Origin of the sequence: Enterococcus sp. DIV0724b, assembly GCF_050531475.1 — a bacterium.
GTDB classification, from domain to species: domain Bacteria; phylum Bacillota; class Bacilli; order Lactobacillales; family Enterococcaceae; genus Enterococcus_L; species Enterococcus_L haemoperoxidus.
Map to the genome: position 1 here is coordinate 1,641,100 of NZ_CP172890.1, position 14,853 is coordinate 1,655,952.

General features: G+C 35.1%; 13 protein-coding genes. 11 read left to right on the forward strand and 2 right to left on the reverse strand.

The genetic code is table 11. The features are described from left to right. The first annotated feature begins 80 nt into the window (after positions 1-80). From uvrC to IGJ02_RS07590, 3 genes are all read left to right on the forward strand, one after another. A complete protein-coding gene (gene uvrC, locus IGJ02_RS07580; protein ID WP_430603926.1) occupies positions 81-1,883 on the forward strand; it encodes an excinuclease ABC subunit UvrC in 1,803 nt (600 codons plus the stop codon). 250 nt (positions 1,884-2,133) lie between these two features. Beyond that, positions 2,134-3,033: an ABC transporter ATP-binding protein gene (locus tag IGJ02_RS07585; protein WP_010761232.1), complete on the forward strand. Its 900-nt coding sequence runs from the start codon at positions 2,134-2,136 to the stop codon at positions 3,031-3,033. Beyond that, positions 3,026-4,285: an ABC transporter permease gene (locus IGJ02_RS07590; RefSeq protein WP_430603928.1), complete on the forward strand. Its 1,260-nt coding sequence runs from the start codon at positions 3,026-3,028 to the stop codon at positions 4,283-4,285. The genes IGJ02_RS07585 and IGJ02_RS07590 overlap by 8 nt, the downstream gene beginning before the upstream one ends. Before the next feature lie 33 nt (positions 4,286-4,318). Here IGJ02_RS07590 and IGJ02_RS07595 read toward each other — a convergent pair whose 3' ends face one another. Continuing rightward, positions 4,319-5,314, reverse strand: coding sequence for a LacI family DNA-binding transcriptional regulator (locus tag IGJ02_RS07595; protein WP_430603930.1), 996 nt, complete (start codon positions 5,312-5,314; stop codon positions 4,319-4,321). A 155-nt stretch (positions 5,315-5,469) separates the two neighbouring features. Here IGJ02_RS07595 and IGJ02_RS07600 point away from each other — a divergent pair, with 155 nt between their 5' ends. After that, positions 5,470-6,864, forward strand: a complete 1,395-nt coding sequence (locus tag IGJ02_RS07600; RefSeq protein WP_430603932.1) for a 6-phospho-beta-glucosidase — start codon at positions 5,470-5,472, stop codon at positions 6,862-6,864. 82 nt (positions 6,865-6,946) lie between these two features. On the opposite strand, the gene IGJ02_RS07605 is transcribed toward IGJ02_RS07600, so the two are convergent. After that, entirely contained in the window at positions 6,947-8,419 is a 1,473-nt protein-coding gene (locus tag IGJ02_RS07605) for a helix-turn-helix domain-containing protein (protein WP_430603933.1), read from the reverse strand. Between the two features lie 362 nt (positions 8,420-8,781). Here IGJ02_RS07605 and IGJ02_RS07610 point away from each other — a divergent pair, with 362 nt between their 5' ends. The 7 genes from IGJ02_RS07610 to IGJ02_RS07640 all read left to right on the forward strand — a co-directional run bounded on the left by IGJ02_RS07610 (position 8,782) and on the right by IGJ02_RS07640 (position 14,840). Next, positions 8,782-9,021, forward strand: a complete 240-nt coding sequence (locus IGJ02_RS07610) for a hypothetical protein (RefSeq protein WP_430603935.1) — start codon at positions 8,782-8,784, stop codon at positions 9,019-9,021. Further along, complete coding sequence (locus tag IGJ02_RS07615) at positions 9,018-9,143, forward strand: LPXTG cell wall anchor domain-containing protein (RefSeq protein ID WP_430603938.1); 126 nt, start codon at positions 9,018-9,020, stop codon at positions 9,141-9,143. The genes IGJ02_RS07610 and IGJ02_RS07615 overlap by 4 nt, the downstream gene beginning before the upstream one ends. A gap of 238 nt (positions 9,144-9,381) precedes the next feature. Next, positions 9,382-11,760 (forward strand): Ig-like domain-containing protein, encoded by a 2,379-nt coding sequence (locus IGJ02_RS07620; RefSeq protein WP_430603939.1) that lies wholly within the window; start codon positions 9,382-9,384, stop codon positions 11,758-11,760. Positions 11,761-11,777: 17 nt separating this feature from the next. Next, positions 11,778-12,512, forward strand: coding sequence for a WxL domain-containing protein (locus IGJ02_RS07625; protein WP_430603941.1), 735 nt, complete (start codon positions 11,778-11,780; stop codon positions 12,510-12,512). Positions 12,513-12,533: 21 nt separating this feature from the next. Then, positions 12,534-13,349: a WxL domain-containing protein gene (locus tag IGJ02_RS07630; RefSeq protein WP_010761241.1), complete on the forward strand. Its 816-nt coding sequence runs from the start codon at positions 12,534-12,536 to the stop codon at positions 13,347-13,349. A 54-nt stretch (positions 13,350-13,403) separates the two neighbouring features. Continuing rightward, positions 13,404-14,216 carry a WxL domain-containing protein gene (locus IGJ02_RS07635; protein ID WP_010761242.1) on the forward strand — a complete coding sequence of 271 codons (813 nt, stop codon included), beginning with the start codon at positions 13,404-13,406 and terminating at the stop codon, positions 14,214-14,216. A 213-nt stretch (positions 14,217-14,429) separates the two neighbouring features. After that, positions 14,430-14,840 (forward strand): LPXTG cell wall anchor domain-containing protein, encoded by a 411-nt coding sequence (locus IGJ02_RS07640; protein ID WP_010761243.1) that lies wholly within the window; start codon positions 14,430-14,432, stop codon positions 14,838-14,840. Positions 14,841-14,853 lie beyond the last annotated feature (13 nt).

A 14,853-nucleotide genomic window follows, 5' to 3' on the forward strand; every position in this document is an offset into this window, starting at 1 on the left:
TTTCTTCATCCTATTTTTTATGCCTAAGTTCTTAGAAAATGGTATAATATAATGTATCAAGAAAGAAGGAAGGAAGTATTATGAACGAAAGAATCAAAAATAAATTAGCATTACTTCCTGACCAACCAGGTTGTTACTTGATGAAAGATAAAAATGGTACAATCATTTATGTCGGGAAAGCCAAAGTGTTAAAAAACCGCGTCCGCTCTTATTTTTCTGGTAGCCATGATACGAAAACTGAGCGACTAGTTAGTGAGATAGAAGATTTTGAATATATAGTAACCGAATCAAATATAGAAGCACTACTTCTCGAAATCAATTTGATTCATAAGAATGATCCTAAGTATAATATCATGTTGAAGGATGATAAAAGCTATCCTTTTATCAAGATCACAAATGAAGATTATCCACGATTGTTGATCACCAGAAAAGTTTCAAAAGATAAAGCACTATATTTTGGTCCCTACCCAGATGTTGGTGCAGCAAATGAGACAAAACGTTTGCTGGATCGTCTTTTTCCTCTGAGAAAATGCCGAGTGTTACCGAAAGAGGTTTGTCTTTATTACCATATGGGACAATGTTTAGCACCATGTGTCTTTGATATACCTAAATCCACTTACACTGAAATGGTTGCTGAAATCAAAAGTTTTTTAAATGGTGGGCACCCAGTTATTCAAGAAGAAATACAAAGAAAAATGAATGAAGCTGCAGAAAATATGGAATTTGAAAAAGCTGCAGAATATCGTGATCAAATCAAAGCAATCGAAACGGTCATGACACGTCAAAAAATGACAAATGCAGATTTAGTTGATCGGGATGTCTTTGGTTATGCAGTTGATAAAGGTTGGATGTGTGTCCAAGTATTTTTTATCAGACAAGGTAAATTGATTGAACGAGATGTTTCAATTTTCCCTTTTTATAATGAAGAAGAAGAAGATTTCTTAACCTTTATCGGACAATTTTATCAAGAAAATGAACACTTTATCCCAAGAGAAGTTTTGATTCCAGATAATATCGATGTTGCTAGTGTGGAAGCAATGCTTTCAACTAAGGTTTTACAGCCACAACGGGGAGAAAAAAAGAAATTAGTTCGGTTAGCTGGTAAAAATGCTACCGTTGCTTTGCAGGAAAAATTTGATCTAATTGTGCGTAAACAAGAACGAACAATTGGTGCTGTGGAAAAATTAGGGAATGCGATGAATATTCCGACGCCTGTGAGAATTGAAGCGTTTGATAACTCAAATATTATGGGAACGAACCCTGTTTCTGCAATGGTTGTTTTTATCGATGGACGCCCAGATAAAAAGGAATATCGTAAATATAAAATCAAGACAGTTAAAGGTCCAGATGATTATGCTTCGATGCGTGAAGTGATTTATCGCCGTTATTCACGTGTTTTAAAAGAGAATCTACCATTTCCAGATTTGATTGTGATTGATGGCGGAAAAGGTCAAATCGATGCAGCAAAAGAAGTGTTGGATAATCAATTAGGCTTAGATATTCCAATAGCAGGATTGGCTAAAAACGATAAGCATAAAACCAGTGAATTGCTTTTCGGTCCTAATTTGGATATCGTTCCTCTAGAAAGAAATTCACAAGAGTTCTTTTTGTTACAGCGTATTCAAGATGAAGTCCATCGTTTTGCAATTACGTTTCACCGGCAATTACGAAGTAAAAATAGTTTTGCTTCACGTTTAGACGATATTGAAGGATTAGGGCCAAAACGTAAAAAAGAGTTATTAAAACAATTTAAATCATTAAAAAATATTACAGCTGCTTCGATTGAAGAATTAAATGCGTCAGGTTTACCGAAAAATGTTGCTAAAAATGTTTATGATCACTTGCATCAAGAAACATCCGATTTGAAAGATGAACCTCAATAGTCGGTTAATTAACAGAAAGACTAAACTTACTTAGGTGAGTTTAGCTTTTCTTTTCTAATTATAAGGAGAGCTTTTTAGAATAATTGTCTGAATATTTAGTGATTTACAGGGAAGTTACTTGTAATACTATATTAAAAAGTGCGACCACATGGTAAACTTTGTAAAGGGGGATTTACGTTTTTTACCAATAAAACGGCTAATTTACTTTTTTATAAAAAGTCGATTTAATTTGAATATAGGAGGATGGGTAATGTTAGAAGTAAAGAATTTGGTTAAAACATTTGGGGACTACACAGCAGTAGATAATATTTCTTTTGAAATTCCAGATGGAAAAATACTTGGATTGATCGGTCAAAATGGTGCTGGGAAGACAACAACCTTTCGTTTGATTTTAGATTTTTTAACGCAAGACAGTGGTGTCGTACTTTGGAATGGGCATCAATTGAGTGGAAAAGACTATAATGATATTGGCTATTTACCAGAAGAACGCGGCTTATACCCTAAAGTTTCCATTCAAGAACAATTGATTTATTTTGCTGAGCTAAGAGGAAAAACGAAAAAAGAAATTGAACCTAAAATCGACGAATGGATGGAAAAATTCAAAGTCAAAGGAAAAAAGACAGATAAGGTAAAATCACTTTCAAAAGGAAATCAACAAAAAGTCCAACTGATTGCAACACTGATTCATGAACCAAAGTTGGTTATTTTAGATGAACCATTCAGTGGCTTAGATCCAGTCAATGCGGAACTTTTAAAAGATGGGATTATTGCATTGAAAGAAAAAGGTTCTTGTGTTATTTTCTCTAGTCACAATATGGATAATGTTGAAAAAATATGTGATCATCTTGTAATGTTAAGAAGTGGAAAAATGGTGCTAAATGGCAAAGTTCATGAAATCCGTGAAAGCTTCGGTAGGACGAAAGTCTTTTTAGAATCCCCCTTGAATCCAGAAGACGTTTTAGCAATTGATGGCGTAAAATCGGCAGTAAGAAGAGGGGATGGTGTCGTTGAAGTAACCTTGAACGATCCAAAAGCTGGACAAGAAATTTTTGCTCGTGCTACCCAATTTGGCTATATTCCAATGTTTAATCAACAGCCGCCAACTTTGGAAGAGATATTCAAGATGAAAGCAGGTGAACCAAATGAGTAAATTTTGGATTATAGCAAGTGATGTTTATAAAAAAAATGTAAAATCTGCTTCTTTTGTTATTATGATTTTGGTTCCGTTTCTTGTTATGGGAATAATTTATATCGCTGGCTCACTAGCAGGTGGCTTTTCTGAAGAGACAAAAGTTGGACTTGTTTCAGATAATCAGGAACTATCAACACAGTTAGCTAAATCGAAGACAGATGATTATACATTTAAAGTCGTTGGGTCGCAAAAAGATGCTGAAAAGCAATTAAAAAATAAAGATTTAGATGCTTTTCTTGTCTTGGAGACTAAGACAGAGCAAATTCAAGGGAAATTATATGCAGAATCATCTTTGGGGACAACGACCGAATTAATGATGGGACAAATGCTCAATGGGCTTCAATCCTCGTTGAATGCAAGTAAATTGAATTTAAACTCGGAACAGTTAGCAAGTTTGAGCCAACCAGCTAATTTTGAAAAGACAAAAGTTAGTTTTGATGATAATGGCAAAATGACAACAGGGCAAGACAATACAGCCATCCAGTCAGCGATGTCATTCGTCATAACGATCATTCTTTGGGTGATCATCATCACATATGCTTCAATTATTGCACAAGAAATCGCTTCTGAGAAAGGGACTCGAATTATGGAAGTTATTTTATCCAGTACGAAAGCTCAAACTCACTTTTATGGAAAATTGACAGGAGTTATCTTAGTTGCTCTTACACAAATTGTCATTTATGCTGCAGCTATCGGAATCGGTTATTCACAATTGAAAAATCTGGATATGGTCAAAGGTTTTTTAGAGGGCTTGTCCTCAGCTAATATTTTTGGCAGTTTCTTGTTTTACACACTCGCTTTCTTTGTGTTAGGTGTGTTAGTCTATTCAGTATTAGCGGCTCTATGCGGTTCGCTAGTATCAAAACCAGAAGATACAGCTAAAGCGGTTCAGCCTATTATCTATATCGCAATGATTGGCTATTTCATCGGGATTTCGTTAGGAACGACTGATCCGCAAAATATTGTGATCAAAGTATCTTCATATATCCCGCTGATTTCATCCTTTATTATGCCAATTCGTTTAGCGAGTGAGACTGTAACTAATACAGGAGCTATGATTTCTGTTTTGATTCTTGTGGTTTTCGGCGTTCTATTAACGATGTTTTCAGCAAAACTCTACAAGTCAAATGTATTGGTTTATAGCGAAGGCGGTGTATTGAAATCGCTAAAACAATCGATTTCAATTTTAAGAAACGAACGTAAAAAATAGTTAAGTAATCAAAAAAGAGCAGTGAGGTTTTCTTCATTGCTCTTTTCTTTGGATTCGAATTGGAACAGTCTTTCTTTCAACTAACGATACACTCATTTCTTGCTCTGGGATCTTCTCAGCGTTTAACTGATTATGAATATAAATAAACGAATTTTCAGCTTGACGTTTGATGGAATAGTCTACTGTTGTAATGTGCATCAAACGACTGATTTCACTATTGTCAAAACCAATCACAGCAACATCTTTTGGGATAGAGTAACCTAATGTTTGAAGTTCAGAAATAAAGCCTGCTGCAACTGAATCGGTATAAAAAGCCATTGCATCCGTTTTATTAGCCATTTCATGCCATAACTGAGCAATAGTTCGTCCGTTGTCAATTCTTGTTTTATCATGGAAAATCCATTCGTTTTTGATAGGAATATCTTTTTCTTTGTGAAAATCATCAATGGCTTTTAAACGAGCTTTTGTATTTAAATTTTCAGAATTCCCTAACACATGACCAATGGATCGATAGCCTCGCTGATAAAGGTACTTCAGCGATCGCAAGTAGCCAGAATAATGATCGACATATGACGAGTAGATTCGTTCAGAATCAATCCGATGCCAAGTGGCGATTGGACCAAACAGGCTGTAAGGTTCGATAAATTCCCATTTATTTGCTCTAGTTAAAATAAAAACGCCATCTAGCTGCTTGTATTTCATTTGGTTTAAGGCATCGATTTCCTTTTTCCTGTCCCCATCTGTAAAGTAGAGTGTTACATAATAGTTATACTTTTTTGCAATAGAAATGAAACTCTCAAGAAAAACACCTAAAGGATCAATAAAACCATGAGCAAGAAAGCCAATTGTTTTTGTTTCACCACTTTGAAGATTTCGTGCAATCAAATTAGGAGAGTAGGATAACGCTTCCATTGCTTCTAAAACTTTTTTGCGACTTTCTTGGCTGACATATCCATTGCCAGAAATGACTCTAGAAACTGTAGACTTCGATACTTGGGCTTTTTTTGCAACATCAATAATTGTGGTCATTATAATACCTCGCTAGTTGAATAAGTTCTTTCACTTTTAAGTATAACATAAAATAATTGAAAAAAGAGCTTGACATGGGAACATTCCCACATATTATGATAAAAATGTAAACGATGTCAGAACATATTCTGAACAAAAAATCAGGAGGGAAATACATGACAAGAGAAGCATTGAAAATCGCAACAATTGGTGGGGGATCAAGTTATACACCAGAATTGATCGAAGGATATATTAAAAGAAAAGATGAATTACCAATTAAAGAAATTTGGTTAGTAGACATTGAAGCAGGGAAAGAAAAATTAGAAACAGTTGGTGCAATGGCTAAAAGAATGGTCAAAGCGGCTGGTCTAGATTGGGAAGTTCACTTAACATTAGATCGACGTGCAGCCTTAAAAGATGCAGATTTTGTATCAACACAATTCCGAGTAGGACTACTTGATGCTCGTATCAAAGATGAAAGAATTCCGTTGTCTCATGGTATTTTAGGACAAGAAACAAATGGAGCAGGCGGGATGTTTAAAGCCTTCCGTACGATTCCTGTCATCCTTGGAATCATTGAAGATATGAAAGAATTATGTCCCGATGCATGGCTTGTAAACTTTACTAATCCTGCCGGCATGGTTACAGAAGCTGCTATCAAACATGGCGGATGGAAAAAAACAGCTGGGTTATGTAATGTACCGATTGGTCACAGAAAACAAGCAGCTGAAAAATTAGGTATTCCTGAAGATGATTTATTCTTCAAATTTGCTGGTATCAATCACTTCCATTGGCATCGTGTCTGGGACAAACAAGGAAATGAACGGACTCAAGAGTTGATTGATTTGATTTATGGGCCGCAAGAAGATTCCGAAAGTCATTTGAAAAATATTCATAATGCACCTTTTCATTATGAACAAATCAAAGATCTAGGCATGTTACCTTGTGGTTACCATCGTTATTATTATATCGAAGATGAGATGCTGAAACATTCGATTGAAGAATTTGAAAAAGGGGAAACAAGAGCACAAGTAGTAAAAGAAACTGAAGCTCGCTTGTTTGAACTTTACAAAGATCCAAATTTAGACTATAAACCAAAAGAATTAGAACAACGTGGTGGTACTCACTACAGTGATGCAGCTTGTGAACTAATTGCATCAATTCACAATGATAAACGTACAGATATGGTTGTTTCTACTGAAAATAACGGAACAATCACTGATTTGCCATATGACTGTGTTGTAGAGGTGTCAGGACCTGTAACTGCACATGGACATGAACCATACAACTGGGGAGCTTTCCCACCAGCAGCGCGTGGAATTATTCAAGTGATGAAAGGCATGGAAGAAACTGTGATTCGTGCAGCTATCGATGGAGACTATGGCGCTGCATTACATGCATTTACAATTAACCCATTAGTTCCAGGAGGAACAATGGCTAAAACATTATTGGATGAACTATTGATTGCACATAAAGACCATTTGCCGAACTTTTCACAGGCTATCACTAAGATCGAGGCGGAACAACCTGATACAGTGGCGTATGTAACTGAATTAATGAAAAGTAATTAAAAATGACAGAAAAATAACGAAACTAAGCAGACCTGCTTAGTTTCGTTATTTTTTATTTTTCAAAAGGAAATGATCGCACATATTAATCACTATTCAATAATTTTTTTTGAATAACCATAATCAATTCGAGCCACATTCGCTCATCTAAAAAACTGTTCACAAAGAAAAAAGTCTGTTGTTCCTTTTCTGCGTGAACTTCAAAATTATCTATAATAGCTATATCCGATTCACTTATTTGATTTGTAAAAGTAATTGATTCAGCATTAAAAAGTGTTAGAATCCTATTTTTTATAAAAACTGTGCCAAAATTGTTACTGCTGTATTGAATGTAAATAGAGATAGTAGGAATCAAAAACATATCCGTCAAAATTGAAAGCAACATGCAAATACCAAAATTAAAGGTAGAATCGATTGTAAATTCAGGGTGATCTTTTCTAAATTTCTTGTAGAAACGAAAATTATTTGGATGTCGTTTTAAATACTTTTTTAAAAATTCTGTATTATCTTGTTCATTGATCATCACTTGTCTAAAAAAATACATTGGATTGATTTCAAAAAAAGTAGAATGAACTAATCCAATTAGTACATAATAAAAAATACTAGATTTTTGCTTAGGAGTCATAGAAGTTGAAGGTGAAAATTTTTTTTCATATTCATTAACTAGCAATTCACTTGAGAATACTAAAGAGGAAGATCTTGGAAACTTATCAAAAAGACTGATTTTTTCTTGTGAAGAATCAATATCTGAAATGAAACTTCGAAGCATTAAATTAAAAAATAAATGCTCATCTTCTGATATAAAGTATCTTTTAACAAGCCTTGAAATTTCCGTGGTTACTTCAAAGGGTTTGAGTATACTTTTTATTTCGTCTGGTAATTTTATCGGGAATTTATACTGTCTCATGATCGTAATTCCTAACATTAATTTTATTCGTTTGATAACAGAAGATGGGTAGCGTTTCTCCAAGCTTTCTATCAGTTCTGGACTGGTGAACACACAACTAAGTTCAAATTCAAAAGGAATAATAGTACCTCGATAGGCGTTCCAGTAAAAATAAAAACAAAACATTCTCATTTGCTTTTCTTCACCACATAAATTTTCATTTGAATGAAAAACTACTTTTATATGAAAACTTTTAAGTTGTTCATTTAAAGCATTTATTTGTTTGTATAAATAAGGAATACTTACAAATAAATCATCCGCAAGTTCATCTGCTGTTAGATAACTTCGGGTAAGAATACTAGAAATGATTTTAAACTGTAAAGACTCATTTAAGTAATGAAGTCGTAAATGTACTATTAGATAATCAATTTTAAAATGGGAATGATTGTTTAATTGAAAGCTGCCGGTGCTTCTTTCAAAATCAATCATTTTTAAATCTTCATTTTTTTGAATATCAGATTCTAATTCATTAAAATATCGCTTCAATGTGCTTAAAGAGATATCTAAGTAATGTTGGAGGTAAGTGAAAGAAACCTTTTCACTATCTTTAAAAATTAATTCTTTAAAAAGTTCTAATTTTTTCTTGTTTTTATCATTTAAAAAAAATTCCATTCATGTACGTCCTTTTCCAGTAGTTTTCCGTGGAATTATAGAGTAGAAAAAAAGCAAAGTCAATTACAGGTGCAATAAAATCATTTGTATTTGTTTTATATTTGTTATTTTTTATTAACATAAATCTTGATTTTGTTATTAATAGAACGGAATGAATGTTATTTTATCTAAAAAAGAACTGAAATGTGTTCAGTTTTGGATTTTCAAAAGAAAACTTTATGTTTTATGATAATAAAGTAATACGAAAGAGAAAAAAATTAATCGAAATCTCCGAATTGCATTTAATATCTATAAATAATATCTTTTAAATTTATTTATTATGTTTTTGAGTTGGGAATGTCGGGGAGTAAAAGGGGGGAGCTATGAAAAAAAAGGGTTTGATTTTCCTAAGTATCATTTTTATAGTGATATCGTTGTTTCAGTTTTCTAAGGTTTCCGAAGCGGCAAACTATGATACAGAAATTGGTTTGACTTTTAATACTGATGTAGCTACTGGAAGTGATTCCACTTCAAGTTCAAAAATCGAAAGCAGCACAAGTGAAACATCACAGATTAGTACTAATAACCACCAAGTAATAAGAAAGAACTTCCAGAGACAGTGATACAAAAAATAACTAAGTCTGGGTTAGATAGGTTTTTACCTAATACTGGAACGATAAAGAATCTTTTATACCTAATTTTGGGCTGTCTAATTTTAACAGGTTTATTCATGGTTGAAGAATAAAAAAATGGTATCTGTTACCAGTCTAAACAGTTTTATTAAGCGCATATATCTAATTTCTTTTTCTGAAAACTGGAATAGACAAAAGTAAAAAATGAATATGATCCAAGAAAAATAGGAACTGGATTAGTTCAGGTTAAATTTGTCTAGAATAATGAAAAGGGGAAGATAAATAGAAAAATGCTCAGTTTTAAATCCTATAATGCGATAAGCTATTGCAAAAAAAGTAGGAGGAAAAATAATGAATAAAAAGAAATGGTATTTTCTCTCAGTACTTATTATGGGGGTTGCGGTCTTTACAATTTTCTTTAATTTAAAGACGGAAGTAAAAACAGTTTTGAAAGCAGAAGAAAACAAGAAAAATGCCAACTATCAAACGAGAGTAGAAGAATCTCCTCCAGCAATAACAGACCAAACTATTCTCTCAAAGTACAATTTGATAAAAGATTTCGAAGGGTATACTAAGTCTAAGGATGAACCTTGGAGTTTAAACAGTACTTGGAATGGAACACCGTCTACTTCTCTTGTTAAGGATGAACGGGGGAATGATCTGATATATGCATATGCGGCAAGTAGTAGGGTAGAGATTCGTTCTAACAGTGGTGCTCATGATTGGTCTGCTCTTGTAAAAACTACAATTAGTACAATTCCTGGACACTATTATCAACTTTCAACTACAATGCGTTCATCGTCTGAAATGGGTAAAGAAGTAATCTATGCCTTAGATTGGCTATCAAATTCAGATGTAAATAATCCGGTCTCTGTTTATTCAGACTACAGCGAATTAAAAAAACGTCCTGATAATATTGGTACAACGATCAGAAAAACTGTTAAGGCAACGACCAAAGAAATGACGCTTGTTTTTAGCCTTTCGGGTCTAAGCGGATCGAAATCAGTCTTGGATAATTGGGCTCTATCCCTCGTTGATTTAGATCAAGGAATTGGAGAATCAATTAAAGGTCTTGAAGCTTTATTCACAGATACGACGCATACAGAATTAAAACTATCATCGACGCAAGCGGAAATTGATAAAGTAAAAGAATCAATTGAAACGATTCTGAATACAGCGACTAAAAAGGAACTATTTACAGAGCTTGCTAAAGCCCAAGCGTTGCTGGACAAAATTACGATGAGTTTGACGATTCCAACTGAATTAGTCAATGATCCGAAAAACGAACTAAGTCATACCATTAAAGGAAAAACCTATCCAAATTCCTTTGTCCATTTTTCGGGAAGTAGTGCTTTTCCAGTAGGAACCTTAAGCTCGGAAGTAGCGGATGATTTAAAAAAATACCAAATTCGAGCAGATGGGGAAGGAAATTTCAGCTATTCATTGCCAGAAGGGAAGTACTTTAAAGAAGATGAGAAGGTTACGGTGACCAGTATGTTAAGAGGGAAAACCACTTCTCAAACTCGAGAAGTGAAAGACCTAGTCCCACCAGAGAAACCGAAGTTGAATACAATCAAAGACCAAGCGGGAACGATCTCTGGCGCAGCGGAGGCAGGCACTACGGTCACGATGTATGATAAATCGGATGACACTGTATTCCTAACAGGAACAGCCGGAACGGATGGCCAGTTTTCATTGGTTATACCGGAAGCTAAAAAACCACTTGTTCCTTATAAAACGTATTACGTTACCGCAACCGATGCCGCAGGGAATGTCAGTGATGCCTCGGATGACCAAGTTGTAGTAGATACCACAGCCCCTAAAGCAGAAGCGGTGAAACAAGCGTTAACGCTGGGCGATAAGTTGCCAGCCATAGATAAAATGCTTACAAACATTTCAGATAACGCTGGAACGGCTGATTTAACGATGGAACTAACGAAAACTCCTGATCTTTCTAAGACAGGATATAAGACAGCTGAAATCACATTGACTGATAAAGCAAAAAATTCACTCGTTGTCGTTGTGCCGATCACAGTAAAAGATAAATTAACGGCGATGGATAGTAACAACTTACTGAAAGCCGATGATTTTTCAGCCTTAGCGATTGATTTACCGGAAACGGCGGCAGAACAAAAAGCGTTTATTTTAAAACATGGCGCGGTCGAGGCTTGGGACTTAGGGAAAGGTGAACTGATCAACGACAAACTTGTCTATAATCAAGGAAGCTTAAAAAAAGAACCAGGCGTGTATTCGATCACGGTTAAGATTGGAAGTTTGACAAGAGTATTCAAAGTAACGCTCCTAGAGGGAAGTTTGGCGTTTGATCAAACAATGGACACATTAACATTTGGCACTCAAACAATTGCATCGAAAGAGCAGTTTGTCCCTTCAGAAAAGAAGTTGAGCCTGTCTATAAATGATACTCGGTTTAATGTAGATAAATGGCGTTTACTAGCAAAGGTGGACCAGCCACTGCAAACAAAAGACGGTCTGATTTCAGCTAGTGGTTTAGTCTATCGCTCGTATGAAACAGATGAGGTGGTTGATACGAAACTAAACGAGTTAAATACGCCGATGTATGAACCGAGTAAATTAAACAATGGTCTCATTCAAGTGGACTTTACGAAAGAGAAAAACAAAGAAGTGGTGTTGAATGTTCTGCCTGGAAGTGTTCAATCAGACAAGGAATATTCTACTCAAATAGTTTGGACACTTGAGAATGGACCGTAATGAGAGGGGAGGAAAAAATGAAAAAGACAAGAAGAAAATTTATTGTGTTACTGTCTATACTGCTGGGGGGGATCAGTATTGAAACGCCATCCGTTTTTGCTGATAGCAGTATAGGAAATAAATCGGAAGCAGAAATTTTTTATACCGAGAATACGGATATTACCCCTCCTATAGATCCTAGAGAACCTGATGAGTCAACTGAAATTGTTTCACCGATACCTGTTCAACCAGGAACATCGGGTCCACTAAGTGTTGATTTTGCTCCTCATGTTATTTTTGGAGAACATGAGGGATCAAAGGAAAATGATACTTATTATGCAAAACTAACAAAGATTAAAAAAAAGGCAGATGGCTCGGAAGAAGAAGTTCCTAATTTTCTACAATTGACTGACAATCGAGGCAAAGATGCTGGATGGCGTTTAACAGTCAAACAAAATGGCCAACTCAAAAATGGAACACATATACTAAAAGGTGCGGAAATATCACTAAACAATATTACGCTATTTTCGCCAAACAATGGAAAAGAACCCATTGCCATAGAAAGTGTTCGATTGGATCCTGATAGTATGGAACCAACAGAAGTATCTCGGTCAACTGAAACCACGGGGAAAGGAACATGGATGATTATGTTTGGTAAAGATAAAGAAGAAAGCAAAAAAAGCATACAAGTCAGAGTTCCTGGGTCGGCCGAAAAAAAGAAAGGTAACTATACAACTTCCTTAACTTGGGAGTTGATTGATACACCAATATAAAAACTCAAAGGAGAAAAAAACATGATATCGAAAAAGAATACAGTATTGACTACTACAGGTGTAGTAACATTTGCTAGTTTATTACTAGGAACATTACCCGCTTTTGCAGAAACAGAGACTGGAGGAAACGAAGTTAAACCGCCAGTGACGATTCAATCTCCAGTACACTCGGAAGCAGAAATTTCATTCGAACAAAATGAAACAGAAGTAACACCGCCCGTTGGACCTGGTGGTGAAGAAATTGAAAAGCCTGGTGAAGGAGAAACTGGAATGGTTGGTCCTTTAACGATTGACTATATTACAAAGCTTAATTTTGGCGCTGTTAAAGTATCTGGTAATACAACTACTTATCATGCAAAATTAGCAGAACTTAAGTTAAAAGATATTGTAGAACCAAAAAAAGTGCCAAACTATGTTCAAGTTACAGATAACCGCGGAACAAATGCAGGTTGGCAGTTGCAACTTAAACAAGATACACAATTCCAAGCCAAAGATGCAAATAATAAAGTTACAGAACTTACAGGTGCACAACTTACATTAGATAATCCTACATTGAAGTCTACGCAAAAAGGATCAGAATTTGCTCCACTAGGTATTAAACAAAAACTTACTCCAGGTGCAGCAGCTGTAACAGTTGTGAATGCAGCTGCTGGTAAGGGAATGGGAACTTGGCACTATTCATTGGGAGATACTAATGAACAAGCAGAAAAAAGTGTTTCTTTAACTATCCCTGGTGATACTGCAAAATTAGCAAATGTAGCTTATAAAACGGTATTAACATGGACATTAGTGGATGCTCCAGAAAAATCAGAAGTTACACCAGAAGTTACACCTTAATAGGGGAATAAACAAATAATAAAAAAGTTTAAAAAAGGAAAGAGGAAGTTTACTATGAAAAAGACAACAATCACATCTGCATTATTAATCAGTACATTTATTTTAGGAGCCGCATCACCAGCGTTCGCTGATCAAGTTGCAGCGCCTACAACTGACGCAACAGTTAAATTTCAATCAGAATCCGAAGATGCTAGTAACGAAGGAAATACGATTGATCCAATGGACCCTGATGGTAATGGAATCAAGCCAGAAACTGGTGAAGGTTCAGTTGGGACTAAAGGTCCTTTAAGAGTTGATTTTGCACCGAACTTTAAGTTTGGAACTGTAATGATGTCAGGGAATGCAGCAAAATATCATCCATTGTATCCAAAAGTTAATTTATTAGACGAAACTGGTAAAGTGACAGAGCCTGTGCAATCAAAATATGTTCCGCATTATGTACAAGTTACAGATAATAGAGGTACAAATGATGGGTGGGAATTGACAGTCTCAGCTACTCCATTTAATGGAACTGTAGTAGATAAAAATGCAGATTTAAAAGCTACTTTAACTTTAGGTCATTCAGAATTTTCATCCGCAGTAAAACCAGTTGATGGAAAAGACTTTAAGCCATCTACCTTGAATACAGAAATCACGTTGACTTCAGAAGCTAAGCCATTTATTGTAGCTAAAAAAGATCAAGGAATGGGTTCATGGGCAGCAGTATTTAATAATGGTACACCAGCTAGTTTAACAGCTACTGACAGAAACCCTAACGTTACGCTTAGTGTCCCTGCAGACTCTAAGAAAGATGCAAAAGAAGAATATAAGTCTACAATAACTTGGACTTTGTCAACAACACCAACAACGCCTCCAGCAGGCAACTAAACAATTTGGTGTAATCAATTATTGCAGCGGCCGATAGTTGCTGCAATAATTGTTTTTTACATAAAATCAACAGTTAAAGTACATAACCTGTAATTATACAAGATGTGGAAGTAGCTGTTTATGGAGCTTGATAGATAAACGGAATTTCAGCTTAAACAAAACGAAGAAAGCATCATAGCTGATTTGTTTACAGGTAAGCTAAGGAGAAGGACTATGAAAAAAAAATATTTTATTTTGCTAAGCATTATATTTATAACACTACCATTATTTCAGTTTTCTAAAGTAGCAGAAGCGGTAAACTATGATACTGAAATCGGCTTAACTTTTAATAGTGATGTATCTGTTAGCGGTGATTCTAGTTCGAGTACAACAGTACCGAGTGGCACAGATAAAACATCAGAAAGTAGCCAGACGAAAACCAGTACGTCAAATAGTGGTACGTCAAATAAAATGGAGGAATTACCAGAAACGAGTAGAAGAAAAACAGCTAAGTCTGGTTTGTTGCCTAGTACGGGCACCCAAAGCAATACTCTATTAATGGGGTTGGGTATACTACTGTTAATGATCGTTTTCGTGTTACTCATCTTTAAAGTTTATAAGGTAGTTACTAAAAAATACCGATAAAGAGGTGATGAGT